Origin of the sequence: Labrenzia sp. THAF187b (assembly GCF_009363375.1) — a bacterium.
GTDB classification, from domain to species: domain Bacteria; phylum Pseudomonadota; class Alphaproteobacteria; order Rhizobiales; family Stappiaceae; genus Roseibium; species Roseibium algicola.
In genome coordinates, this window is record NZ_CP045344.1 from 1,239,517 (window position 1) to 1,263,728 (window position 24,212).

The following is a 24,212-nucleotide window of genomic DNA, read 5'->3' on the forward strand; positions in this document are numbered from 1 at the left end:
GGAGGCACAAGTCTTTGCATTTCTCCTGCGTTTGAGCGGCATTCGGTTCCCGGTGCTGCGGGTTTGCTGCCTTTTGTGCGGATGGATATGGAGCCATACCGCGCCGCCTGTAGCTGAACATCCTGTCGTCTTGCCCGTGCAAAAGCCCGTAGCCTTAACGCCCCCTTAAATCGCCGCAATTTAAGCTCATCTCCGGGGAAACCGGCGTTTGCCGGATAACGCCAACCCTGGTTGGTACGGAGTTAGGGGACGAAGGATCAATGGCGCCTCGGGCGAAACGCCAGCCGCGTGTTGAACCGACATTCGGAAATTCAGGCAGTAGCCTGCTCGACCTGCGTTTAAGCCCGCAGGACCGTCCAGCTGCGCCTTCTTCCAAGTCGTCCGGCAAGGGCAAGACCCGCAAGGCTCCAGCCAAGAAAAAACCCGGATCCTCGCCCCGCAAGACGGCCAAGAACGGCAACGGCAATGGCCGAGGCAACGGTAGGGGCGGCGGCCGGTCCGGCGCCAAGCGGCGCAAGGCCAAACGCAAGAACAGGTTCCAGGCCCCGACTGCGTTCGGCCGCCTTCTCAAGCGCGGCTTCTACTGGAGCATGGTGCTCGGCATCTGGGGCACCATCGCCGTTGTCTGCCTGGTCGGCTATTACGCCGCCTTTCTGCCGCCGACCTCCGAATGGCAGGTTCCGGCGCGACCGCCAAACGTCAAGATTGTCGCCGCCAATGGCGAATTGCTGGCAAACCGCGGAGACACCGGCGGTGAAGCCGTGCGCCTGGAGCAATTGCCGCCCTATCTGCCCAATGCCGTCATCGCCATCGAGGACCGGCGCTTCCGCTCCCATTTCGGTGTCGACCCGATCGGCCTGGCCCGTGCCGTCTACACCAACTTCACCTCCGGCCGCCTGCAGCAGGGCGGCTCGACGCTGACCCAGCAGCTTGCCAAGAACCTGTTCCTGGAACAGGATCGGACGATCAAGCGCAAGATCCAGGAACTGGTGCTCGCCTTCTGGCTGGAGGCCGAATACTCCAAGGACGAGATCCTGGAAATGTACCTGAACCGGGTCTATCTCGGCTCCGGCGCCTATGGCGTGGACGCCGCCGCCCGCAGGTACTTCGGCAAATCGGCACGGCTTCTGACCATTCCGGAAGCCGCCACCATCGCAGGCCTGCTCAAGGCGCCGTCGCGCTATTCGCCCGCCCGCAATCCGGACCTTGCTGAAGACCGCGCCCAGCTTGTGCTCGCTGCCATGAACGAGGAAGGCTACATCACGGGCGATGAAGCCAAGAACGCCCTGGCCGCGCCCGCCAAGGTGGTGCGCCGCTACACCACCGCCAGCGAGAACTATGCCGCCGACTGGGTGATGGACGTGCTGCCGCATTTCATCGGCTCGATCGAGACCGACATCGTGGTCGACACAACCATCGACCCGAAGATGCAGCGGGCTGCCGAACAGGCGCTGCGCAGCGCCTTGAAGGAAAACCGCGAGAAATACGGCGTCTCCCAAGGGGCTGTCGTGACGCTGGACACCGCGGGTGCCGTGAAGGCGCTGGTTGGCGGGGCCGATTATTCCAAGAGCCAGTTCAACCGCGCGGCCTACGCCAAGCGGCAGCCGGGCTCGTCCTTCAAGCCGTTCGTCTATCTGGCCGCGCTTGAAAACGGCCTTTCGCCCCAGACCATCCGCCAGGACCAGCCGGTCCGGTTCGGCAACTGGTCACCCCAGAACTATTCCAAGGATTACTACGGCCCGGTGACGCTGACACGGGCGCTCAGCCTGTCGCTGAACACGGTGGCCGCGCAGCTGACCTATGAGGTTGGCGCGGGAACCGTTGCCGACACGGCCAAACGGCTGGGTGTCACCTCGGAAATGAAGAACAACCTGTCGATCGCGCTCGGCACCTCCGAAGTTACGCCGCTGGAAATCGCCGGTGCCTATGTGCCGTTCTCCAACGGTGGCTATGGCGTGCTTCCGCATGTGATCCGGCGGATCAAGACCGTGGACGGCAAGACGCTTTATTCCCGCTCCGGCGATGGACGCGGCCGCGTCATCGACCGCCGTCTGGTCGGCGAAATGAACATGATGATGTCGGAAACCCTGGTAACCGGCACGGGCCGCAAGGCACGGCTGGAAAGCGGGCGTCCCGCCGGGGGCAAGACCGGCACCAGCCAGGATTTCCGTGACGCCTGGTTCATCGGCTATACGGGCAATCTGACCACCGCCGTCTGGTTCGGCAATGACGACAACTCACCGACGCGCAAGGCGTCCGGCGGCGGGCTGCCCGCCACTGTCTGGAAAGAGGTGATGGATGCCTCCCACGAGGGCTTGCCCGTGGCAGACCTGCCCGGCGTGCCGGATGTTCCGGCGACCGTCTCCGCCCCACGCAAGCCCGGCCCGGTGGAAACCGTCGGCTCCGGCAGCGAACCGATACCGCCAGCCCCCATAGGTGGTGGCGGCGAAGGCAACGGCGAACGCCGCGGCCCGCTGAACCTGCTGCGCAATCTGTTTGGTGGCGGCTGATCCGGGCACTGTTGTTCACGGCTCATAAGACCGTGTTTGAGGCTTCAGCCGGTGGAACTGCGCGTTCCGACCGTGTGTGTGCAGCCCATCCTTCGAGACAGGCTTTCAGCCTTCCTCAGGATGAGGTTCACTATGTTGATCTTCCCTGGCCTTCAACACACATCTTCCTCATCCTGAGGAAGGCCAGAGGCCAGTCTCGAAGGATGGGCCACTTGCTCCATTTCTCAGAAATACCTGCGACACATATCCGTAAATTCCGCCCTCAGCACTGATGGCTGTAGGTGAACACCAGCGTGTCGGTGGTGTAGCGGCCGGTGGGGCGGCACTGGTTGAAGACTTCACGGGTGCCGGTGACCGTAACCTGAAGCTGGTCGCCGCGCACCGGACCTTCGACGAAATATTCCAGCGGCGAACCCGGACAGTATTTGGAAAACACCCGGGCGGTGCCGGAATACCAGTTGCCGTTCTTGGCGCCGTTGAAGAGCAGCGTGCCACGCTGGACGCCGGCGTTGCGCAGGACCGGTTTCGGAACTTCGTAGGACAGCCAGCGCTGATTACCCTGCGCCTGAAGCCTCATGAGTGAGCCGTTGTGGTTCCAGCAGCTGTCGGCCATGGCCTGACCGGAGAACGTCAGTCCCGGCAGGGCCAGGCCCAGCAAGGCCAGCGCGGCGCCTTTGATCGGATATCTCAAGCTTTTCATGTTGCATCTCCCGGCTTCCCCTTCGGAATCGAAGCAGATTCTCCCGTGTTTGCAACTGGTTTTGCCCGGCCGCCGCTTACCCTTTTGCCTCCAGAAGCCCCTGCAGACCTTCGCGCACATAGGGCAGGTATGTTTCCCCCACCGGCGTTCCGGCGACGATGCGAAGTTCCAGGTGTGGCAGGGCAGGCAGCGAGGTGACTGTGGGCAGGTCGGCGGCATGGAACCCGGCGAGGGCCGGAGCCACGGCGATACCGGCACGGACAGCCGCCTCGATGACGATAAGGCCGGACACGGTGGCCTTGGTCGTCCATTTCACGGCGCTCGTGTCCAGCGCGGAAATGGCGGCATCGCGCATGGCACATCTGTCGGCATAGACCGCAAGCGGCAGGGCATTTTGCGATGTTGAAAGCGACGCGCTGCCGAGCCAGACAAGCGGCACGCTGGCAACAAGGTCACCGGTCCGGCCCCGCTGGGGCGACACCACGATGGCAAGATCGTACCGGGAGCCGAGACTTGCCAGAAGCATCTGCGAGGAGTGGGTTTCCAGATCGAGAGAGCAGGGCTCCGGGCCGGCTTCCAGCGCTCTCAAGACAGGCACGAGGCCATAGGCGGCGATGTCGTCCGTTGCGCCAATGCGCAGGTACGGCAACACCGAAGCCCCGCGCGCGGCTGATACCGCCTCGCGGTGCCGGGCCAGCAGGCTGCAGGCATGGCTGTAGAAGGTCTGTCCCGCCGGCGTCATCTCGACCGAACGGGTGGAGCGGTTGAACAACTGAACACCGAGTTCGGCTTCCAGGCCCTTTATCTGCTGGCTGACGGCAGACTGGGTCCGCCCGACATCCTCGCCGGCGGCGCGGAAGCTTTGCCGTTCACAGACAGCGACGAAGGTGCGCAGGACATGTTCATCCATTGAGTAATTTTTCTTTTCAATAAGTCCAGAACAATTAATTTCACAATAGGACCAATGGTTGGCTATGTCCATTTGAGGAGACAAGCCATGACACACATCCAGACAAATGACGAAAAACGGGTCTGCTTCGATTTCGAGATCGATTTCTCGAACGGTGGCGGCATTCAGGGGCAGGGCTTCCGGCTCGACATTCCCGGAAAGACCATCTCGGACGACGAACTTGCAGACTACATTGTGCGCGACATGCGGCTGTTGATGGTCGGCGAGGTGCGTATCCTCAACAAGACGATCATTACCGAAGCGCACAAGCGCCAACCGGCGGCGGAAGACCGGACGGAGACCCGGCCTTGAAGGGCCGGGACATTTTGCTCGCGCTTGTTGTGGTGTCGGTGTGGGGATTCAATTTCGTGGTGATCAAGATCGGTCTGCAGGAACTGCCGCCGATCCTGTTTGCCGCGTTGCGTTTTGCCCTGGCAGCTTTTCCGGCCGTCCTTTTCCTGAAGCGGCCGCGCACGTCGATGAAGCTGGTTGTCCTGTTCGGCCTGTTCATGTTCGCGCTGCAGTTCGGACTTCTGTTTGCCGGCATGCACCTTGGAATACCGGCAGGACTGGCCTCGCTTGTGCTGCAGGTTCATGTGTTCATCACGATAGCACTGGCCGTTGCCTTTCTGGGTGAAACAGCCAGTCCGGCGCAGATTGCCGGAGCCATGCTGGCGACCGCAGGCCTTGGCCTTGTGGCATTCAACCTGACGGGCAGTACAACGCTGACCGGGCTTGGTCTGGTCGTTCTGGCCGCCTGTTCCTGGGCTATCGCCAATCTTGTTACCAAGCGCATCGGCACCGTTGATCTGCTGTCGCTGGTTGCCTGGGGAAGCCTTGTGGCTCCGCTGCCGCTGTTGCTGCTGTCGGCGTTCGTCGAGGGTCTCGACGTCTACCGGCAGGTCCATGAAACCGTTTCGTGGCAGGGGCTGTTAGCTCTGGTCTACATCGTCTACCCGACGACCTTGCTGGGCTTTTCGGTGTGGAGCGGCCTTCTGGCAAGATATCCGGCGGCGACCGTGGCGCCCTTCACCCTTCTGGTACCGATCGTAGGCATGCTCTCAGCCGCCCTTGTTCTGGGCGAGCCCCTGCAGCCGTGGAAACTGGGCGCGGCAGCGCTGGTGGTGTCGGGTCTTTGCGTCAACCTGTTCGGTTGGCCATCTGCAGCGCGCCTGCGCCGGTCGGGCGGCTAGGAAGGCAATTTCAGCCGTATCCGTGCAGGCGAACCCCGTTCTGCTTCAGCCAGACGCGGGCCTTCGGTGTTTGCGGGGCAAGCTGTTCGCACAGGCGCCAGAAGCGCGCCGAGTGGTTCATTTCCTTCAGATGCGCCACCTCGTGGGCTGCGACATAATCGAGGATATCCGTTGGCGCCAGAATGAGCCGCCAGGAAAAGGAAAGTCGTCCGTTGGAGGCGCAAGATCCCCAGCGGCTGGTGGTGTCGCGAATGCTGATGGCCGCGACCTTCTTGCCGATGGCTGCGGCGTGGAGTGTGGTGCGGGCAGAGAGGTCCGCCCGGGCCTGTTCCTTCAGCCAGGTGGTGACCTTGCGCGGGATGTGGTCCTCAGCACCCGGCACGAACAGCGCCGGCAATCCGGCGTCGTTCCGGCCAAGGGTAATCAACCCGCGCAGCTTGCCGGTTGGCACGATGACGTGATCCTCTCCTCGCAGGGGCACGATTTCCCCGGGCAGAAACGTGACGTGGTCCGCCCTGTCCTGCAGACGCTCTATCAGCCAATCGATGTGCTGGCGCGCGAACCGCTCGGCACGGGCAAGATCGCCGCCCTTGGGGACGGTCAGCACCGGACCGGACCTGTCGGCCGGCAGACGCAGAAGATACCGCTGCGCGCGCGGATTGGCCTTGAGGCGGATGCGCACGGCACTGGCACCGGTCTGGATCTCGATATGGTCGGGCAGCGTTTTCTTGCCGGCGCGGAGAAACATCAAGGGCGAAGGTCCATCGAATCAGTTGTCTTGATTTTAGCGAATTTGCGAGCGATTTCGCGGCAATTCTAAAGGGGGAAATTGAATGAGATTCCGGCTTTCTGAAGGCCGGCTGCAATTTTGGCTGTCCTGAAACGGACAAGAGCGGCGCCTTTTCAGGCGCCGCTCTTGGTCTGGCCGTCGGGGAACGGGTCCGGGAGGAGGAGACTTTACAGCGGTGTGGCTTCGTCGCCAGTGCTGCGGCCCCGGTTGGCCATGAAGCGGTCGAATTCTTCCTGATCGCGCGCGCGGCGCAATTCACGGAGGAAATCATCGAACTCGGCGCGCATGGTGTCGAGCTTGGCACGCTCTTCTTCCAGTCGCTTCAGTTCGCGCTCGCGATAGTCGTCAAATGCGACGTTGCCCGTGCGGGCATAGGCAGTCGTATTCATCTGCTCGAAGGCTCCCTTCAGCGGGCTGCCCCGCCACTGATCTTTCGCATCGCGGAGCATGCCTTCAAAGCGGTCGCCCCACAAAATGTAGGCAAGCATGGCAAGGCCAAGCGGCCAGAATGCCACGAAACCCAGCACCATCAGGCCGATAGTTACCGGCGTCCAGGCAGGTTTGATCATGCAACTTTTGGCTGTTGTCATCGTCCTATCCATTTCAGACATCCACGACTTTCCAAGTGGGGACGATTGCAGGCTCCTTCAAGGATTCGTGACAGGGATCACAGAATTCCGGCAAGGAAAAACCCGGCCCGCAAAGTTGCGGACCGGGTCTACTTCATTGATTCATATGTAAAATGCGAAACGGATCAGTCGAATGGGCCGTCGATCACATGTTGCGCCGAATAGTTCGCCAGAAGCTTCTCGCGGTGCCATTCAGCCGCCATCGGCGCGTTGGCATATTCGTGGAAGCAGGGCGTGCCGAGCGTGAAGTGAAGAAGTTTCGCGTCGGGGTTGGGGCCGAATTCATCCGGCAGCCAGTTCCATTCCTTCGGCAGCTCGCCGACGACTTCGTCGTCCAGCCAGGTGAACCGGTGCAGCTGCGCGCCGGTGGCATTCATCACGAAGTCGGGCGTTACCACCTTGTTGGCCGGGTGACCGCAGTTCCACAACACCACGCTGGACCAGTTCTTGCGCGGGTAGTTCTCGTTCTTCGAGCCGAGATATTTGGTGGTCTGCCGGGTCTGATAGTCGTGGTGGACACACATGACCGCCTTGCTCTCGTCGCGCATGGCGAACAGCTTGGCAATGTCGTCCCGCACGATCATGTCGCCGTCCATGAACAGCGCCCAGCCGTTGTAGTTCATCAGGCTCGGGATCAGGAAGCGGGTGTAGATGAAGTGATTGGACCCGTCGGTATGGGTCTCGTTGTAGGTCTTCAAATTGTGCAGCGACAGCGGCGTAATCGCCAGCACGTCGCTCGAAAGCCGGGTCAGGCTATTGGCGCAAACATGATAGGCAATCGCTTCACGCGGATCGAAACCAATAAAAATATTGAGCACTACTGAAACCTCCGGCCTCGCTGTCTGACCGGCACTTGTATTGGGCCGAAAGGCCAGAATCAATAGCAGCAGGCAGGCTGCCGCCAGAAACCGGACTTTTTGGGACAAGTTAAAGGCACGCGGCCAAAGGCACCCATGGAGGGAGCCTTTACCGATGCTAGTTTCAGCTCACCGTTTCGGAAAGCTGGCGGGCCTGTTCGATCCAGTTGTCCCGGGCGATACGGCCACGGAAATCCAGCTTGGTGTCCAGGGCCTCGATCTGCTCTTCCGTCAGGCCGGCGATTTGCCAGAAGTGGAAGATACCGGCTTCGTTGAGAGCCGATTCCAGTTTCGGGCCGACACCGCTGATCGATTTCAGATCATCTGCGGCACCGTCCGGCTTGGTCAGCAGAATGCTCTCCAGCGAATTGCCACTGCTCTTTGCAACCGGTTTGGCCTTGGCAGGCGCTACTTTCGCAGCCGGTGCGGCAGCAGGCGCAGGAGCCGGGGCAGCGGCCTTGGCGACCGGTGCCTTGGCGGCAGGCTTGCGCAGGTCGGTGCGGTTGGAGCGGATGAAATCCATGACCCGCGGCGCGATCTCGGACCGCCAGCGCGATCCGTTGAAAACGCCGTAGTGGCCGACATTCGGCTGCTCGTAATGCGCTTTCATGTCGTCGTCCAGACTGGTGCAGAGCGCATGCGCCGCCTTGGTCTGGCCCCGGCCGGTGATGTCGTCCTTCTCGCCTTCAACGGTCAGAAGGGCGGTACGGGTAATCTTGCCGCAATCGACCAGACGGCCATTGTGCATCATGGTGCCGTTCGGCAGCGCGTGCTCGATAAACACCGTTTCGACGGTCTGCAGATAGAATTCGGCCGTCAGGTCCATGACGGCGAGATATTCGTCATAGAAGTCGCGGTGTTTTTCGGCGTTGTCGCCGTCGCCTTCCACCAGATGCTGGAAGAAGTCCCGATGCGCGGTCACGTGACGGTCGAGGTTCATGCTCATGAACCCGGAAAGCTGCAGGAAGCCCGGATAGACGTCCCGCATGAAACCCGGATGCGGGAAGGGAACCTTCATGACGACGTTGTTCTTGAACCAGTCTATGCCCTTGGAAACCGCCAGGTCGTTAACCGCCGTCGGCGCCACGCGGGTGTCGATCGGTCCGCCCATCAGCGTCATCGTGGAAGGTACATAGGGGTCTTCGCGGTCTTCCATGACAGCAACGGCTGCCAGCACCGGCACAGACGGCTGACACACGCCCAGAATGTGCGTGTCCGGACCGAGGAAGTGCAGCATCGAGATGATATAATCGATATAATCATCAAGATCGAACTTGCCTTCCTGCACGGGAACCATGCGGGCATCGATCCAGTCGGTGATGTAGACATCCGCATTCGGCATCAGCGCTTCCACAGTGCCGCGCAGCAGCGTGGCGTAGTGGCCGGACATCGGCGCGACGATCAGGATCTTCGGATCGTTGCGGTGCGTCGTGACCCCGCGTTCGAAGTGGATCAGGTCGCAGAACGGACGGCTCCAGACGCTGACTTCACGTACAGGAACGCGCACACCGCTGACGGTGGTTTCCTTGAGACCGAACTCCGGCTTGCCGTAGCGGCGCGTCGTGCGTTCAAGCACTTCGCAGCCGGCAGCGATCGAACGGCCGTAGCTGGTATGAGTCAGCGGATTCAGCGGGTTCTGGAAGTAGAGCCGGGTCATGTCGGCCAAAGCTCTGAAGGGCGCCATCGCGGCGTGGTTCAGTTCGTAAAGGTGGTAAAACGGCAAAGACGTCTCTCCTTTGCTGAACCAATTGGTGCCGGCCCCATTGGCATTGTTCGTAAACATTTTTTTCGGCCCGTCTCTTCTTACACCATCTATTGCATTGCAACAGGATAGCTATGCCTGTTGCAGCCCGCAATACTTCTAATTGGTATGTGAATACGCGCCTAAGTGCTCAGGATCGCGGCGAAAGACATTTTCGCACCAAATCACTGTGCAATGCAAAAGACCCAATAGAACATTTAAATCAATTTGGTAGCATTATATTAACGGCGTTCCAGAACGGCTCAGGCGGCCAGATCTGCGACCACCGCATCGAGCACGAAAAAACCTTCTCGGGTTGCGCGAATGCGGTTTTCCCCGATTTCTTCCACCATGCCATGCTCGATCAAGGCTGCCAGACGAAGCGGATCGATGGAGCGGCTCGCATAACGTTCGTAGCGTTTCAGGTCGATACCTTCGGTCAACCTTAGTCCCATGAGCAGGAATTCGTCGCCCTGCTCCTCTTCGGAAAGGCCGGCGTTTTCGGTCAATGCCTGACCATGGCTTTCGACATTTTCCAGCCAGGTTTCCGGATGGCGCTCGGTCGCAGTCGCAAGCTTGCTGGCACCCACCGTGATGCGCCCATGGGCACCGGGCCCGACGCCGACATAATCGCCGTAGCGCCAGTAGACCAGGTTATGCCGGCATTCAGCGCCCGGACGGGCGTGGTTGGACACTTCATAGGCGGGCAGACCGGCAGCGGCGGTCACATCCTGCGTCAGTTCATAGAATTCGGCGCCGAGATCCTGATCCGGCATCTTCAGCTTGCCGGCGTGAAACAGCGTATGGAAGGGCGTGCCTTCTTCGATCGTGAGCTGGTAGAGCGACAGGTGGTCGGCCGCGAGTGCGATGGCCTCGTTCAGTTCCTGTTCCCAACCGGCTAGTGTCTGACCCGGCCGGGCATAGATAAGGTCGAACGACAGGCGCGGGAAGGTTGCCCGCGCGGTTTCGATGGCGGTGCGGGCTGTGCGCGCATCATGCAGGCGGCCAAGCAGTCTCAGATCCGTATCGATGAGCGACTGCACGCCCAGCGAGACCCGGTTGACACCTGCTGCCCGGTAGCCGCGAAAGCGCTCGGCCTCGACCGACGAAGGATTGGCCTCCAGCGAAATCTCAACATTTTCGTCCATCGACCAGCGATCGGAAACCGCCTTCAGGATACGGTCCACCGTCGCCGGCTCCATGAGCGAAGGCGTGCCGCCGCCCAGGAACACGGACTGAACCGTCCTGCCCTTCGTCAAATCGGCGAAATGAGAGAGTTCCCGTTCGAACGCGGCCGCGAAACGGGCCTGGTCGACCGGCTGGTGACGGACATGGGAGTTGAAGTCGCAATAAGGGCATTTGGCCGCGCAGAACGGCCAATGAATATAAATGCCGAAGCCTCCTTCGGCTGCCCCCACGCCTGTCACGTCTTTTTATCCTTCCAGGCAGCCGGCAGAAAAGAGCTGGAATGCCCGCGCCCTGTGTGAAAGGGCGGATCCTTCCTTCGACCAGCCGTGCTTTTCTTCCGAGGTCATTTCGCCGAAGGTCCGCTCATGGCCATCCGGCTGGAAAACCGGATCGTAGCCGAAGCCCTGCGTACCGCGAGGCGGCCAGACGATCTGTCCCTCAACCTCGCCGCGGAAGAACTCTTCGCTGCCGTCCGGCCAGGCCAGGCACAACACGGCAACAAAGGATCCCCGGCGCTTGTCGTCCGTCGTTGCGCCAAGGGTCTGAAGCTTTTCCTCGACCGTGCGCATGGCCATCGCGAAGTCCTTGTCAGGCCCTGCCCAGCGCGCGGAATAGATGCCCGGATCGCCGTTCAGTGCCGCAACGCAGAAGCCGCTGTCATCAGCCAGGGCCGGCAAGCGGGAAGCCTTGGCCGCCGCATGGGCCTTGATGGCTGCGTTTTCCTCGAACGTGACACCTGTCTCGTCCGGTTCCGGCAGGTCCAGCTCTCCGGCGGACATCACTTCGAAGCCATAAGGCTGAAGCAGTTCGTTGATCTCGCGGATCTTGCCCTTGTTGTGGCTTGCGACAACCAGTTTGCCCGGTTCCAGCTTGCGATGGCTCATGGTTTGCGCCCTTAGAGAATGGCCATTTTCTGAAGATCGACCAGCTTGCCGATGCCCAGCTTGGCCAGGCCCATGAGCTTGCCGAATTCTTCTTCGGAGAACGGTGCACCTTCGGCCGTTCCCTGGATTTCGACGATGCCGCCGGACCCTGTCAGAACGAAGTTGGCGTCGGTCTCGGCGGTGCTGTCCTCGGCGTAGTCGAGGTCGAGCACCGGAGCACCTTCGTAGATGCCGCAGGAGATCGCGGCAATGTGATCCTTCAGGACCTCGCCGGAGACCATGTCACGGGCCTTCATCCACTCGATGCAGTCGCGCAGGGCAACCCAGGCACCGGTGATGGACGCAGTGCGGGTGCCGCCATCGGCCTGGATGACGTCGCAGTCCACCGTGATCTGGTTTTCGCCGAGGGCTTCCAGATTGACGACGGCGCGCAGCGACCGGCCGATGAGACGCTGGATTTCCTGCGTCCGGCCGGATTGCTTTCCGGCACTGGCTTCGCGGCGCATGCGGTCGCCCGTGGCGCGCGGCAGCATGCCGTATTCAGCCGTCACCCAGCCGCGGTTCTGTCCGCGCAACCAGGGCGGAACCCGCTCTTCCAGGCTGGCGGTGCACAAAACGTGGGTGTCGCCGAACTTGACGAGGCAGGACCCCTCGGCATGTTTGGAGACCCCGCGCTCCAGTGTGACCGCACGGAGTTCATCGGCTGCGCGTTTGGACGGACGCATGCATATCCCTTTCGACTTTCGTTCCGGAAAAACCGCCGTTTCTCCAGTGTATTCGTTGGGGCCTTGTAGACCCCAACTTCCTTCGCCGTAAAGGCCTTGCGTTGTGATACTTCACGCAAGCCCCCTTTTGCGCCTATATCTTTTTGATGAAAGCCCGGTCGACCCCGGTGAGTGGTCACATTCGGAGAACAAGCCTTGAGCCTCAGCGACCTCGACAAGAGATCCCGTGAAATCTTCCGTTCGATCGTGGAAACCTATCTGGAGACCGGCGAACCCGTCGGGTCCCGGAACGTTTCGCGCAAGCTCGGCATTTCGCTGTCCCCTGCCTCGATCCGCAACGTGATGTCTGATCTAGAGCATATGGGCCTGCTGCATTCGCCTCATACCAGCGCAGGCCGGCTGCCGACCGAAATCGGGCTTCGGTTCTTCGTCGACGCCCTTCTGGAAGTGGGCGACCTGACCCAGGACGAGCGCCGGGCGATCGATGCCCAGGTGCGGGCCTCGCAAAAGGCGAATTCGGCCGAGCAGGTGCTGACGGAAGCCAGCCAGATGCTGTCCGGCCTGTCCATGGGCGCCGGCGTTGTCTTGACCCACAAGTCGGACATGCGGCTGAAACACATCGAGTTCGTGCGCATCGAACCGCTGAAAGCCTTGGCGATCCTCGTCAGTGAAGACGGGTCCGTCGAGAACCGCGTTGTCGATCTGCCGGGCGACCTGCCGTCATCGGCTCTGGTGGAGGCCAGCAACTACCTGAATGCCCAGATCAAGGGCCGGACCCTGTCGGAAATCCGCTCCGAACTGGAAAAGGTCCGCGATGCGGACCAGGCCGAACTGGATCTCTTGAGCCAGAAGGTCATTGATGCGGGTCTTGCGGTCTGGGGCGGCGAAAGCGCCACCGATCCGGGCACGCTGATCGTGCGGGGCCGGTCCAATCTCCTGACCGATCTGGATGCCGTCGAGGATCTGGAGCGCATTCGCCTGCTGTTCGACGATCTTGAAAGCAAGAAGGATCTTATCCAGTTGCTGGGTCTTGCCGAACAGGGCGACGGGGTGCGCATATTCATCGGCTCGGAGAACAACCTGTTCTCGCTGTCCGGATCCTCCCTTGTGGTGTCGCCCTACAGGGACAGCAACCAGCGCATCGTCGGTGTTCTCGGCGTGATCGGACCAACCCGGCTGAATTATGCAAGGGTGATCCCGATGGTCGACTACACCGCCCGGCTGGTGAGCCGCATACTCGGATAAACCTGCCGGAGACCGGATTTCCCGAGCGGGCGCGGGCTTGACCTGCCGCCGCCGCCACCCCCATGTGTACCCGAGACCAGCCAGACAGGACCTGACATGCTTTCGCCCGCCGAACTGGAACGCTACGCCCGCCACATCGTGCTGCAGGAGATCGGCGGCGCCGGCCAGCAGAAGCTGAAAAATGCCCGCGTGCTGGTGATCGGTGCCGGCGGCCTCGGCGCGCCGGTGCTGCAATATCTGGCAGCCGCCGGAGTCGGCACGCTCGGCATTGCCGACGACGACACGGTGTCTCTTTCCAACCTGCAGCGGCAGGTGATCCACGATACCGACCAGCTGGGTGAGCCCAAGGTCGCAAGCGCGGCAGAAGCGATTGCGCGACTGAACCCGAATGTGAAGGTCGAACCGCACCCGACCCGCCTTGCCGGCCACAATGCCATGCAGCTTGTGTCCCGCTACGATCTGGTGGTGGACGGATCGGACAATTTCGACACCCGCTACCTGGTGTCCGATGCCTGCTTCTTTGCGCAAAAACCGCTGGTGACGGCCGCCGTCGGCCAGTTCGACGGCTCGTTGACCACCTTGAAGCCCTTTGAAACCGGCCCGGACGGCACAGCCAACCCGACCTACCGTTGCCTCTTCCCGCAAAAGCCGCGCGACGGCTTGCTGCCGACCTGTGCCCAGGCCGGCATCCTGGGGGCATTGACGGGCATCATCGGCGCCATGCAGGCCATGGAAGTCCTGAAGGAACTGACCGGAACGGGCGAGGGGCTGGTTGGACGGATGATCCTCTTCGACGCCAGAACCGTGCGCATGGAAACCATTCGCTACAAGCGTTCGCCGAAGAACCCCCTGAACGGCGACAATCCGAAAACATGGGCGGAGCTGCTGGAGGAGGCGTGACACGAGATCGCCCTCCCGCAGGGCGTGAGAAACCTGCTGTTGGCCGCTTCCCTCAAGTCTGACCGGACAGTCTTTCGGGCAAACAAAAACCCGCCCCGGTTGCCCGGGACGGGTTCCGTGAAACTGTGGTCTAAAAGACCTTAGTTCGGCTTCTGCTCGGTTGCCTGCTGGGCAGCGGCCTGCTGGGCCATGTTCTGGCGGTAGAGCTGAGCGAAATCGATCGGGTCGAGCATCAGCGGCGGGAAACCGCCGTTACGCGTGGCTTCGGAGAGGATGTTGCGGGCGAACGGGAAAATCATGCGCGGGCACTCGATCATCACGAACGGATGCATGTGCTCTTTCGGCACGCCGGTGATCTTGAACAGGCCTGCGTAGACCAGCTCGACGTTGAACATCACCATGTCCGGGCGTTCTGCCTTGGCGGTCAGGGTCAGGACGACTTCAAACTGATCGTCACCGATCTGCTGGGCACCGACGTTGACGTTGATATCGAGCTTCGGCTGGTCGCCCTGTGCCAGGGAGCGCGGCGCATTCGGGTTTTCGAAAGACAGGTCCTTGATGTACTGGCCAAGGATGTGCATGCCCGGCGCTGCTGCGCTTTCCGCCTGCGGCTGAGCGCCGCCGTCATTGGTGTCGGTCATCATCTCATTCCGTTGCGCGGTGCTGATCTGAAATGAAGAGCTATTAAATCCCTCCGGCTGGCCGCCGGCCCGCGTGATCCGGACAGCCGTGTTAGCGGGTGGCTACCACTTACGCCTTGTCGGCACAAGAGCCCCGGCCTTGCCAGCCGCCGGAATCCGCTTCAAAAGGGGGAAGTTGCCGTTCTCCAAGAAGTCCAGATGCACGAACAACCGACATCCAATATCACCCTGCCGCACCGGCGCCTGAAACTCGACACGCTGGTGCGCCTGCGCTGGCTTGCCGTGGGCGGCCAGTCCGCAGCGCTCCTGGTCGTGCATGTCGGTCTGGGCTATCCGACGCCGGCCGGACCTGCCTTTGCCATGGTGGCCCTGTCCGCCTGGCTCAACATCTTCCTGAAGATCCGCTGGCCCTCGGCCATGCGCCTGTCGGAACGCGCCGCAGCCCTGCAGCTTGCCTATGACATCCTGCAGATGAGCGGGCTTCTGTTCCTGACCGGCGGTCTGGGCAATCCATTCGCGTTCCTGCTGATGGCGCCGGTGATGGTGTCCGCGACGGGCCTGTCGGCCCGTTACACGGTGATCCTCGGCATTCTGGCCACGGTTTGCGCCAGCCTGGTTGCGGTTTTCCACCTGCCTCTGCCATGGCCGGTGGGTGACGACTTCTCGCTTCCGATCGTCTATTCCGTCGGCATCTGGACCGCGCTCGTCTCCACGCTCGGTTTCATGGCGATCTATGCGTTCCGGGTGGCCGAAGAGGCCCGCCAGATGGCGGACGCGCTTGCGGCAACCGAACTCGTGCTTGCCCGCGAGCAGCATCTAAACGCACTTGACGGGCTGGCAACCGCGGCCGCGCATGAGCTCGGCACACCGCTCGCCACCATCTACCTGGTGGCCAAGGAGCTGTCGGACGAATTCGAGGCAAGCGACCCCAGGGCCGAGGACGTGGACCTGATCCGCTCACAGGCCGAGCGCTGTCGGTCGATCCTGCGTCAGCTCACGAGCCTGTCGAGCGAGGAAGACCGGACCTACCAGCGCATGCCGGTGTCGCAACTGCTGGAAGATGTTGTCGATCCGCACAGGGGCACGGGTGTTGCGATCCACTCCACCGGGTCCGGAACCGGCGCCGAGCCGGTGGGCACACGAAACGCGGCAATCCGTTACGGACTTGGCAACCTGCTGGAAAATGCGGTCGACTTCGCCAAGACCCGCGTCGATGTGTCCGCCAGTTGGGACGAAACGACACTCTCGATTTCCATCAAGGACGACGGCCCCGGTTTTTCGGTCGAAATTCTGGGCAAGATCGGTGATCCCTACGTTTCCGTGCGCGGCGGAAAGTCGCCGCAACGCGGCACCGGCGGAGGGCTTGGCCTTGGCATCTTCATTGCCAAAACCCTGCTGGAACGCACGGGTGCCAAGCTGCATCTGGAAAATTCGGCCCCACCCCAGACAGGGGCTCACATCCGCGTAAGCTGGCCGCGCAAGGTGTTTGAACAGGACGGCAGAGTGGACGAAACGGCTTTTTCACCCCATAACGGCAATAAAGCGCAAACAATGCATGCTGTGCCCGTGAATCCATCCGGGGTGCAGGAGAAGACGCAAGAATAAGACCGGTAGAGCCAAATGACGGACCAGACACCTGCCCTGAACAGTTCGGAGGACATGACCCTCCTGATCGTTGACGACGACAAGCCGTTTCAGCAGCGCCTCGCACGCGCCATGGAAAAACGCGGCTTTACGACGGAAACAGCCGACAGTGTTCAGGACGCAGCCGGCAAGATTGCCCAGAACGCCCCGGCCTTCGCCATTGTCGACATGCGGCTTGAAGACGGTAACGGTCTTGATGTCATCGAACAGCTTCGCCAGCGCCGTCCGGATGCCCGCGCCATCGTGCTGACCGGATACGGCAACATTGCCACAGCGGTCACGGCGGTCAAACTGGGGGCTATCGACTATCTCGCAAAGCCCGCCGATCCGGACGATATCGTTGCCGCGCTTGCGCGCAAGCCCGAAGACAAGGCGCAGCCGCCGGAAAATCCGATGTCGGCCGACCGGGTCCGCTGGGAGCATATCCAGCGGGTGTACGAGCTTTGCGACCGCAACGTTTCGGAGACCGCGCGCCGGCTGAACATGCACCGCCGAACCCTGCAAAGGATCCTGGCAAAGCGCGCGCCGCGCTGAGAAAGCCGGGGCTTCCCGCCATTGCGGGCTTGCCCTTAGACTGCCACTTTGCCTAAGTATTCCCAAACGGTGATAACCTGCGCTCCCACGGAGATCGCTTATGCGGCTTGATGCTGCCCATGCTCTTGTTACCCCCGCGCTGAAATCCGGCCTGCTGGCCGCGTGCAGCGTGGTTCTTATGATGTCGGCTTTGCCTGCACAGGCTCAATCGGTTCCCGAAACCGTGCGCATCAACGTGGAACCGCCGCAACCTGGCATCCGGTCCATCACCGTGAACAAGAAATACCGGCCGATCATCAGCCGCGACGACAAGGGTGTGGTCATCGACACGATGGGCAGCGACAACAAGTTGCCACCCTGTGACGTCAAGCTTGAAGTCACTCTGGAAAACAGCCGCGTCCTGCATCGGGATGCCAGCTTCTGCTCCGGCGGCACGCTTGTGGTCGACGTCTCGAACGACGGCAAGCCGGGCGCGGTCGCCCGCATCGTCGGTACAACTTCCGGAACGGCCGCCGGCCCGGTTTCCAATGCTCCGGCGGCAACACAGTCTTCCCAGCAGGATCGACCTGCCGAAGGACAGCAGACCGCTTCCAACTCCAACGGATCATCGACCCCATCCGTCGAGGAAATCAAACCGCCTGCCGAAGAGGGCGGACTGAAGCCGCTCGACCAGGTCGATACTCCCATTTCCACACCTGGCACCGAAACGGCCTCCCTGCCTGATGACATCGACACGGTTACCGGTGACGGTTATCCGGGTGCCGCCAATTCCGAGCCGGTTCTGGTGAGCCCGAACGAGGCGCGCGAGTGGCTGGCCGAACCGGGTACGCAGCCCGGAACACCATCGCTGCTTCAGCACGCCGTTGCGCAAACCGACGACCGGGATTTCCGGGCCGATTGCACCACCCAGTCCGGGTTTGCCAAGATCACGTTCCAGCAGGCTCCTGCCGGACTTCTGGAAGGCATGCCGCAGGCCGTGCGCATTTCCGCAGGCGAATTCGACAGCGTCTACAATGCTTTCGGCTCCTCCAGCGCCAATGAAGCCGGCATATCGCTGCCCGAAGTCAATATTGAAATGACCGACCCGCTGTGGGAGGCCATGATCAAGCAGTCTGCCCTGTCGATCGCGGTCGAAGGCCTGCCTGCACACGAAGTTTCGCTGAAAGGCAGCGCCAACCCGGTGCGCCTGTTCGTTGCCACCTGCGCCCAGCCTCAGCAGATCGTTTCGGACGATGCCTACGGCAGCGGTGCAGAAGAAGCGAACTCGGATCTTTCCTGCTCCGAGGCCGGCCGGGTGCGGTCGGTCGAAGCCGTCCGGCCTGGTCAGATCGTGTTCCGCAACGCCAGCCGTCAGCCCATCGAAGTGAGCTGGGTGGATTATCGCGGCGGCGAGCGGCCCTACGCGCGCCTGGAACCGGGGCAGATCCTGGAACAGCAGACCTATGTTTCCCACGCCTGGACCGTGCGCGGCTCCAGTGGCGAATGCCGGGGTATTTATGTCACCAAGACCCCGTACCGGGAGGTCGTGATCAACGGACCGGCAAACTTCGGTGCCCCCGGTAACAACGGCTTTGGTAACAACGGGTTCGGCAACAACGGCTTCGACAACAATGGCGGCACCTGGGGAGCACCCAACGGTGGCGGCTTCGACGGTCAGCCCGGCAACGATTTCCCGTCCGGCCCCGTCCCCCCGGGATCCATCGAAGGCTCAAACCAGCCGAATTTCCAGCAACAGCAACAGCAGACGGCTCGCGCCAATGTGGCCGACTACCTGTGCACCGCCGGCATTGACCTGAATGTCGTGTTTTCGCCGGACATGCAGTCCGCAACCGTTGCCGAAATGGGCTATGGCGCAGTCACCCTGCAGAGACAGGGCAGCGCCAACACGTTCTATTACGAATCCCAGGGGCATGTGCTGAAGGGCCAGGTTCAGAATGCCACCTGGTCCCGTCCCGGATTGCGGGACGTGTTCTGCGCCCGCAGATAGATTTCAGACACACCTGTAAAAAACGACAGGTTTTATACTTGGTAGAAATCCGGACTGTCTGACAGTTTTCGGTGCCCTAATCGTTTTAAGGGCATAAATCTGCTGTCTTCTTAAGCATTTGGTCAATTATTGAGAGGAAATCTTGTCGGACAGAGTTCGATAGGAATCACTTAACCATGTCCTTCGCCCGTTGGCCCATTACCTGGAAGATCAGCCTCCCGATCGCAACCATCCTGCTGTTTACAGCCGCGATCTGCGTGGTGAGCCTCAACAGCCTCTATTCGGCGATGTTCGCCGAACGTCTCAAGAAGATCGAGGAAATTTCCGATAGCGCGGTTTCAATCGCCGCCTATTACCACGGCCTGGAAAAAGGCGGGCAGATGAGCCGCGAGGAAGCGCAGACCGCAGCCCGCGCCGCCATCGGTGCCATCCGGTTCGAAGGCGACAACTATGTCTTCGCCTATGACTACCAGGGCATGAACCTGATCCACCCGAACGCCAAGCTGGTCGGCACCAACATGATTGGTTTTTCCGACCAGACGGGTGTGAAGATCGTTGCCGAACTGATCAAGGATGCCAAGGCCGGCGGCGGATCGCTGCTTTACTACTGGCCGCGCGCGAACGGCGAGGTTCCGGTTGAAAAATACGGCTGGGGATCCGGCTTCGAGCCGTGGGGCTGGATGGTCGGCACGGGGGTTTATGTTGACGACCTCGACGAAGCCTACTGGAGTGCTGCCACCGCGATCATCGCCCTGGCCCTGGTCGGCGCCCTGATCGCCATCGGCATCGCTGTTGTTGCTGTTCGCAACACGGTCCGCCCGCTGCGGGCTCTGACCGGCAACATGAGCCTCCTGGCAGAAGGCAACACCAGCATCACGATCGACGGTACCGACCGCGGCGACGAGATCGGCCAGATGGCAAGCGCCATGGAAGTTTTCGTCCGGAACGAAGCTGCACGGCGCGAGCTTGAAGAGCAGCAGAATTCCAGCCAGGAAGACGCTGCCCGCAAGGGAGCCGAAATCCAGCAGCTCAGCGGCGACTTCGATCGTCAGATCATGGAAATGCTCAACATCATCGACAGCTCCGTGCAGAACCTGCAGGCTGCTTCCGCCGACATGACCGGCGTCGCGGCACAGACCACGGAACAGAGCGGCCGCGTTTCCAACGCCTCCTCCCAGGCAGCCCACAACGTTGAAACCGTTGCGGCTGCGGCGGAAGAACTGTCGGCCTCGGTCAACGAAATCCGCCGTCAGGTGCAGTCTTCCAGCGAGATTGCGGCCCGCGCTGCCGGAGAAGCCCAGGCAACCAACCAGCGCATGCATGGCCTTTCCGAAAGCGCCAGCCGCATCGGCGAGGTCGTGAACCTGATCCAGGCGATCGCCGAGCAGACCAACCTCCTGGCGCTTAACGCGACCATCGAGGCGGCACGCGCAGGCGAAGCCGGCAGGGGATTTGCGGTCGTTGCGGCGGAAGTCAAGGAACTGGCCACACAGACCTCCAAGGCAACCGAGGAAATCTCCAGCCAGATCACGGCGATCCAAGATGAGACCGGTCATGCGGCCAGCGCCATCTCCTCGGTTACAGAGATCATCAACAACATGAACGAAATCGCCTCGTCCATCGCTTCTTCCGTGGAAGAGCAAGGCGTTGCGACGCAGGAAATCGCCAGCAACGCGACCGAAGCTTCGCGTAGCACGGTTGAAGTGACCACGAACATCGAGACCGTTGCAGCGGCTGCCGAAAACACCCGCGATACAGCGGAAAAGGTCGACAGCTCAGCCCAGCAGCTGAAGGAAAATGCTTCGATGCTGCGCAATCAGGTCGGCACCTTCCTGCAGGAAGTCCGCAAGCGCTCCGTGGCCTAAGGTCCGGACACCAGACTCAAGAAGCCCGCAGTCCCTCAAAGGCTGCGGGCTTTTTCGTGTCTGCTTCCAAGTGGTATGTCAGCCCGGCGGGGTCGTCAGAAGGCCGTCTCCAAGAACCTTGAAAGCGTCGATCGCCTTCTTCAGGTCCGCTTTCGGGTCATCGCTTGCCGCAATCCAGAGTGCGGCATTGAAGGCAGCACCGTTCAGAAGCCGCGCAGCGGCTTCCGCGTCAACGGGTTTCACCAGACCTTCGGCGATCAGACGTTCAAGCGCACTGGTTGTTGTCTGCAGGCAAACATTCTGGCTCGGCCACTGTGACGGATCGCCAAGTACGGATGGTCCGTCCAGCAGCACGATACGCTGCACTTCCGGCTTCAGAGCCATCTCGATATAGGCGATGCCTTCTGCCATGAGCGACTCCCATTCGCTCCCGCCAAGCCGGCTGGCGGCTTCCTTGGCTTCGGCTGCAATTTCGCCATCGAGCTGATTGACCACCGCCTGCAGAAGGCCCTTCTTGTCTCCGAAATTGTGATAAAGCGCGCCGCGCGTCAGGCCGACAGAAGCGGTCAGTTCATCCATGGACGCAGCCGCGTAGCCCTGTTCGGCAAAGGCTTTTCGCCCTGCCGCTATCAGCTTTGCCCGCGTTTCCTCCATCATTTCGGCTCGTTTTCCCGGCGCCATCCTTACCTCGCAAATTCGCATACGCCGCGTATGTGAGTTGACATACGGCGCGTATGTGAGTTATTCACATACGCAGCGTATCTCAATAAGCGCTCCCCGTTAAGCCTGGTTTCACACCGAAACTCCAACCCTGAAAGGACAGAACATGACCAAGAGCCAACCCGTTTTCCCGGAGGGTCGTCACGCCCTTTATGACACGCATAAGTATTCGGCCGCTCTTCGCTCCGGCGACCTTCTTTTTGTATCCGGTCAGGTCGGCAGCCGCGCAGATGGCACGCCTGAACCAAACTACGAAGATCAGGTGCGCCTGGCCTTTGAAAACCTGCAAGCCGTGCTCAAGGCGGCTGGCTGCGGACTGGACGACATCGTCGACGTCACGACCTTCCACACTGACCCGGAAAACCAGTTCGAGAGCCTGATGAAGGTGAAGGACGAGGTTTTCGAAGAAGCGCCTTATCCGAACTGGACGGCTGTCGGCGTCAACTGGCTGGCCGGTTTCGATTTTGAAATCAAGGTCATCGCACGAATTCCCGACGACGCCTGACGCTTTTTCGGCAGACCTGCCTTCCGGGTTCATCGAGCCTGAAGGCAGGCCGGACCGAAACCAACCCTTCAACGGTTGCAAGCAGCGATGCGGCACACCACGTGCGGAAGGCGCTGGGAGACGGGCGCCTGACCTTCTCCAGCGCATGTCAGCCGATGCATGTTCAATGGAGACCAGGTTATGAACGACGCCACGAATTGGCACCTTTCCGAAGAAATCCGGACATCTGCCGGTGTCGTGATGGCAGGCCGGGCGGGTGAAGGGCAGTCGCTGGTGCTCGCACACGGCTGGCCGTGGTCGTCCTGGTCCTGGCATCGACTCATTCCGGAACTCTCCAGGAAGTTCCGCGTCCACTGGTACGACATGCCGGGATACGGCCAGTCGGCAAAGTCACCGGACCAACGCACATCTCTCGACATTCAGGGCAAGGTCTTTGCCGAAATACTCGATCATTGGCAACTCGAACGGCCCTCGGTCGTGGCCCATGACTTTGGCGGGGCAACAACTTTGCGGGCGCATCTTCTGCACGGCTGTGATTTCGAGAAATACGTCTTGATGAACGTCGTTGCCCTCAGCCCCTGGGGGTCGGAGTTCTTCGATCACGTCGGCCGCCATGTGGAAGCCTTTGTCGGGCTCCCGCCGCATATCCACCGCGCGGTTGTCGATGCCTATATCGGCGGCGCCCTTGTCAACGAAATCGGGGCCGAGGCCCGCGCAGCACTGGCTGGCCCCTGGCTGACCGAAGAAGGCCGCGGCAGCTTCTATCGCCAGTTCGCCCAGGCAGACGAAGCCTATACCAACGAGATTGAACCGCTTTACGGCGACATCCGGTGCCCGGTGAAGATCCTGTGGGGAGAGGATGATCCGTGGATCCCGATCGACCGGGGCCGGGCTCTGCACGCCGCCATTCCGCAGTCGACCTTCGAAGCGCTGCCGAACGCCGGCCACCTGCCGCAACTCGAGGTGCCGGATCTTGTTCTGGCCAAGCTGGGCGCCTTCCTCTGAGGGACAGGCGTCAGCTGCAACTCAGATCTTGCGCAGGGCGACCTTGGCAATCTTGTGACTGGAATCCTTGGTCAGGATCAGGTCGGCGCGAGGCCGCGTCGGCAGGATGTTTTCGCGCAGGTTGACCAGGTTGATGTCGTTCCAGATGCGATTGGCGGTCGTGACGGCTTCCTGATCGGTAATCCGCGAATATTTATGGAAATAGGATCCCGGGTCGCGGAAGGCTGTCTCGCGCAGGCGCATGAAGCGGTCGACATACCAGTTCAGCAACAGGGTTTCATCGGCGTCGATATAGACCGAGAAGTCGAAGAAATCCGAAACGAACGGCACCGCGCGCCCGTCCTTGGGCAATTCGCGCGTCTGCAGCACGTTGAGGCCTTCGACAATCAGAATATCGGGCCGGTCGACCGTCACCGTGTGGCCGGGCATGACATCGTAGTAGAAGTGCGAATAGACCGGTGCCCGGACGAACCGCTTGCCTGCCTTGATGTCGGACAGGAATTTCAGCAGACGTGGCCTGTCGAAACTTTCCGGAAAGCCCTTCTTGGACATCAGCCCTTCGGCTTCCAGCACCGCGTTTGGATACAGGAACCCGTCGGTGGTGATCAGGTCGACCTTGGGACTGGCCGGCCAGCGGGCCAGAAGCTCACGCAGGACGCGCGAGGTGGTCGACTTGCCGACGGACACCGACCCGGCAACACCGATGATGAACGGCGTCTTGCCGTCGCGGGTGCCGAGGAAGTTCTGCGTTGCCTGAAAGATGCTGATGGTTGCTTCGGCATAGAAGGCAAGCAGACGGGAGAGCGGCAGGTAGATTGTCTCGACCTGCTCGATCGAGACCGGCGCATTGAGGCCCTGCAACTGGGCCACCTCATGCGCATCCAGCGTCATGGGCGTGTCCGCACGCAGTCTTGCCCACTCGCGCTCGGTGAACACCTGGTAGGGGGACAGATCCATGTCCAGGGCCGTGGCGACTTTCTGATCCATTACTTCGCAGTTC

General features: G+C 61.2%; 23 protein-coding genes. 11 read left to right on the forward strand and 12 right to left on the reverse strand.

Features of this window, described 5'->3' with window-relative positions; genetic code table 11:
• Positions 1-260: 260 nt before the first annotated feature.
• Positions 261-2,510 (forward strand): PBP1A family penicillin-binding protein, encoded by a 2,250-nt coding sequence (locus FIV03_RS05675; protein WP_152508959.1) that lies wholly within the window; start codon positions 261-263, stop codon positions 2,508-2,510.
• 262 nt (positions 2,511-2,772) lie between these two features.
• Here FIV03_RS05675 and FIV03_RS05680 read toward each other — a convergent pair whose 3' ends face one another.
• Both FIV03_RS05680 and FIV03_RS05685 read right to left on the reverse strand, forming a co-directional pair.
• Positions 2,773-3,210 carry a hypothetical protein gene (locus FIV03_RS05680; RefSeq protein ID WP_152508960.1) on the reverse strand — a complete coding sequence of 146 codons (438 nt, stop codon included), beginning with the start codon at positions 3,208-3,210 and terminating at the stop codon, positions 2,773-2,775.
• 76 nt (positions 3,211-3,286) lie between these two features.
• On the reverse strand, positions 3,287-4,120 hold the full coding sequence (locus FIV03_RS05685) for a LysR family transcriptional regulator (protein WP_173013781.1): 834 nt from the start codon (positions 4,118-4,120) through the stop codon (positions 3,287-3,289).
• A gap of 87 nt (positions 4,121-4,207) precedes the next feature.
• Here FIV03_RS05685 and FIV03_RS05690 point away from each other — a divergent pair, with 87 nt between their 5' ends.
• Both FIV03_RS05690 and FIV03_RS05695 read left to right on the forward strand, forming a co-directional pair.
• Positions 4,208-4,471, forward strand: a complete 264-nt coding sequence (locus FIV03_RS05690; protein ID WP_152508962.1) for a cyclase — start codon at positions 4,208-4,210, stop codon at positions 4,469-4,471.
• Positions 4,468-5,352 (forward strand): EamA family transporter, encoded by an 885-nt coding sequence (locus FIV03_RS05695; RefSeq protein WP_152508963.1) that lies wholly within the window; start codon positions 4,468-4,470, stop codon positions 5,350-5,352. The genes FIV03_RS05690 and FIV03_RS05695 overlap by 4 nt, the downstream gene beginning before the upstream one ends.
• 10 nt (positions 5,353-5,362) lie before the next feature.
• Here FIV03_RS05695 and FIV03_RS05700 read toward each other — a convergent pair whose 3' ends face one another.
• From FIV03_RS05700 to rph, 7 genes are all read right to left on the reverse strand, one after another.
• Entirely contained in the window at positions 5,363-6,100 is a 738-nt protein-coding gene (locus FIV03_RS05700; RefSeq protein ID WP_152511830.1) for a SprT family zinc-dependent metalloprotease, read from the reverse strand.
• 209 nt (positions 6,101-6,309) lie between these two features.
• Positions 6,310-6,732 (reverse strand): DUF2852 domain-containing protein, encoded by a 423-nt coding sequence (locus FIV03_RS05705; RefSeq protein WP_023002401.1) that lies wholly within the window; start codon positions 6,730-6,732, stop codon positions 6,310-6,312.
• Between the two features lie 164 nt (positions 6,733-6,896).
• The gene (locus FIV03_RS05710) at positions 6,897-7,589 is read right to left on the reverse strand and encodes a glycosyltransferase (RefSeq protein WP_152508964.1); all 693 of its coding nucleotides are present in this window, start codon (positions 7,587-7,589) and stop codon (positions 6,897-6,899) included.
• Between the two features lie 163 nt (positions 7,590-7,752).
• Complete coding sequence (gene phaZ / locus FIV03_RS05715) at positions 7,753-9,312, reverse strand: polyhydroxyalkanoate depolymerase (RefSeq protein WP_286202299.1); 1,560 nt, start codon at positions 9,310-9,312, stop codon at positions 7,753-7,755.
• 320 nt (positions 9,313-9,632) lie between these two features.
• Positions 9,633-10,787, reverse strand: a complete 1,155-nt coding sequence (gene hemW, locus FIV03_RS05720; RefSeq protein WP_152511831.1) for a radical SAM family heme chaperone HemW — start codon at positions 10,785-10,787, stop codon at positions 9,633-9,635.
• A 15-nt stretch (positions 10,788-10,802) separates the two neighbouring features.
• Complete coding sequence (gene rdgB / locus FIV03_RS05725; RefSeq protein WP_152508966.1) at positions 10,803-11,441, reverse strand: RdgB/HAM1 family non-canonical purine NTP pyrophosphatase; 639 nt, start codon at positions 11,439-11,441, stop codon at positions 10,803-10,805.
• 11 nt (positions 11,442-11,452) lie between these two features.
• Complete coding sequence (gene rph / locus FIV03_RS05730) at positions 11,453-12,166, reverse strand: ribonuclease PH (RefSeq protein WP_023002406.1); 714 nt, start codon at positions 12,164-12,166, stop codon at positions 11,453-11,455.
• 171 nt (positions 12,167-12,337) lie between these two features.
• Here rph and hrcA point away from each other — a divergent pair, with 171 nt between their 5' ends.
• Together hrcA and FIV03_RS05740 are read left to right on the forward strand one after the other, a co-directional pair.
• On the forward strand, positions 12,338-13,411 hold the full coding sequence (gene hrcA / locus FIV03_RS05735; protein ID WP_031269953.1) for a heat-inducible transcriptional repressor HrcA: 1,074 nt from the start codon (positions 12,338-12,340) through the stop codon (positions 13,409-13,411).
• A gap of 96 nt (positions 13,412-13,507) precedes the next feature.
• Entirely contained in the window at positions 13,508-14,311 is an 804-nt protein-coding gene (locus tag FIV03_RS05740; RefSeq protein ID WP_152508967.1) for a molybdopterin-synthase adenylyltransferase MoeB, read from the forward strand.
• 140 nt (positions 14,312-14,451) lie between these two features.
• Here the strand turns inward: FIV03_RS05740 and secB are convergent, their stop codons facing one another.
• On the reverse strand, positions 14,452-14,952 hold the full coding sequence (gene secB, locus FIV03_RS05745) for a protein-export chaperone SecB (protein ID WP_031269955.1): 501 nt from the start codon (positions 14,950-14,952) through the stop codon (positions 14,452-14,454).
• Between the two features lie 198 nt (positions 14,953-15,150).
• Between secB and FIV03_RS05750 the strand changes: the two genes are divergently transcribed.
• The 4 genes from FIV03_RS05750 (at position 15,151) to FIV03_RS05765 (ending at position 20,982) form a co-directional block, all read left to right on the forward strand.
• Positions 15,151-16,557 carry an ActS/PrrB/RegB family redox-sensitive histidine kinase gene (locus FIV03_RS05750; protein ID WP_075283221.1) on the forward strand — a complete coding sequence of 469 codons (1,407 nt, stop codon included), beginning with the start codon at positions 15,151-15,153 and terminating at the stop codon, positions 16,555-16,557.
• Between the two features lie 15 nt (positions 16,558-16,572).
• Positions 16,573-17,130, forward strand: coding sequence for an ActR/PrrA/RegA family redox response regulator transcription factor (locus FIV03_RS05755; RefSeq protein ID WP_031269958.1), 558 nt, complete (start codon positions 16,573-16,575; stop codon positions 17,128-17,130).
• 100 nt (positions 17,131-17,230) lie between these two features.
• Positions 17,231-19,117, forward strand: coding sequence for a hypothetical protein (locus FIV03_RS05760; RefSeq protein ID WP_152508968.1), 1,887 nt, complete (start codon positions 17,231-17,233; stop codon positions 19,115-19,117).
• Between the two features lie 176 nt (positions 19,118-19,293).
• Positions 19,294-20,982 (forward strand): methyl-accepting chemotaxis protein, encoded by a 1,689-nt coding sequence (locus tag FIV03_RS05765; RefSeq protein ID WP_152508969.1) that lies wholly within the window; start codon positions 19,294-19,296, stop codon positions 20,980-20,982.
• A gap of 78 nt (positions 20,983-21,060) precedes the next feature.
• On the opposite strand, the gene FIV03_RS05770 is transcribed toward FIV03_RS05765, so the two are convergent.
• Positions 21,061-21,639, reverse strand: a complete 579-nt coding sequence (locus FIV03_RS05770) for a TetR/AcrR family transcriptional regulator (protein ID WP_152508970.1) — start codon at positions 21,637-21,639, stop codon at positions 21,061-21,063.
• Between the two features lie 169 nt (positions 21,640-21,808).
• On the opposite strand from FIV03_RS05770, the gene FIV03_RS05775 reads away from it, so the two are divergent.
• Positions 21,809-22,207, forward strand: a complete 399-nt coding sequence (locus FIV03_RS05775) for a RidA family protein (protein ID WP_152508971.1) — start codon at positions 21,809-21,811, stop codon at positions 22,205-22,207.
• Between the two features lie 180 nt (positions 22,208-22,387).
• On the forward strand, positions 22,388-23,212 hold the full coding sequence (locus FIV03_RS05780; RefSeq protein ID WP_152508972.1) for an alpha/beta hydrolase: 825 nt from the start codon (positions 22,388-22,390) through the stop codon (positions 23,210-23,212).
• Between the two features lie 21 nt (positions 23,213-23,233).
• Here FIV03_RS05780 and coaA read toward each other — a convergent pair whose 3' ends face one another.
• Positions 23,234-24,199: a type I pantothenate kinase gene (gene coaA / locus FIV03_RS05785; RefSeq protein WP_023002417.1), complete on the reverse strand. Its 966-nt coding sequence runs from the start codon at positions 24,197-24,199 to the stop codon at positions 23,234-23,236.
• Positions 24,200-24,212: the final 13 nt, after the last annotated feature.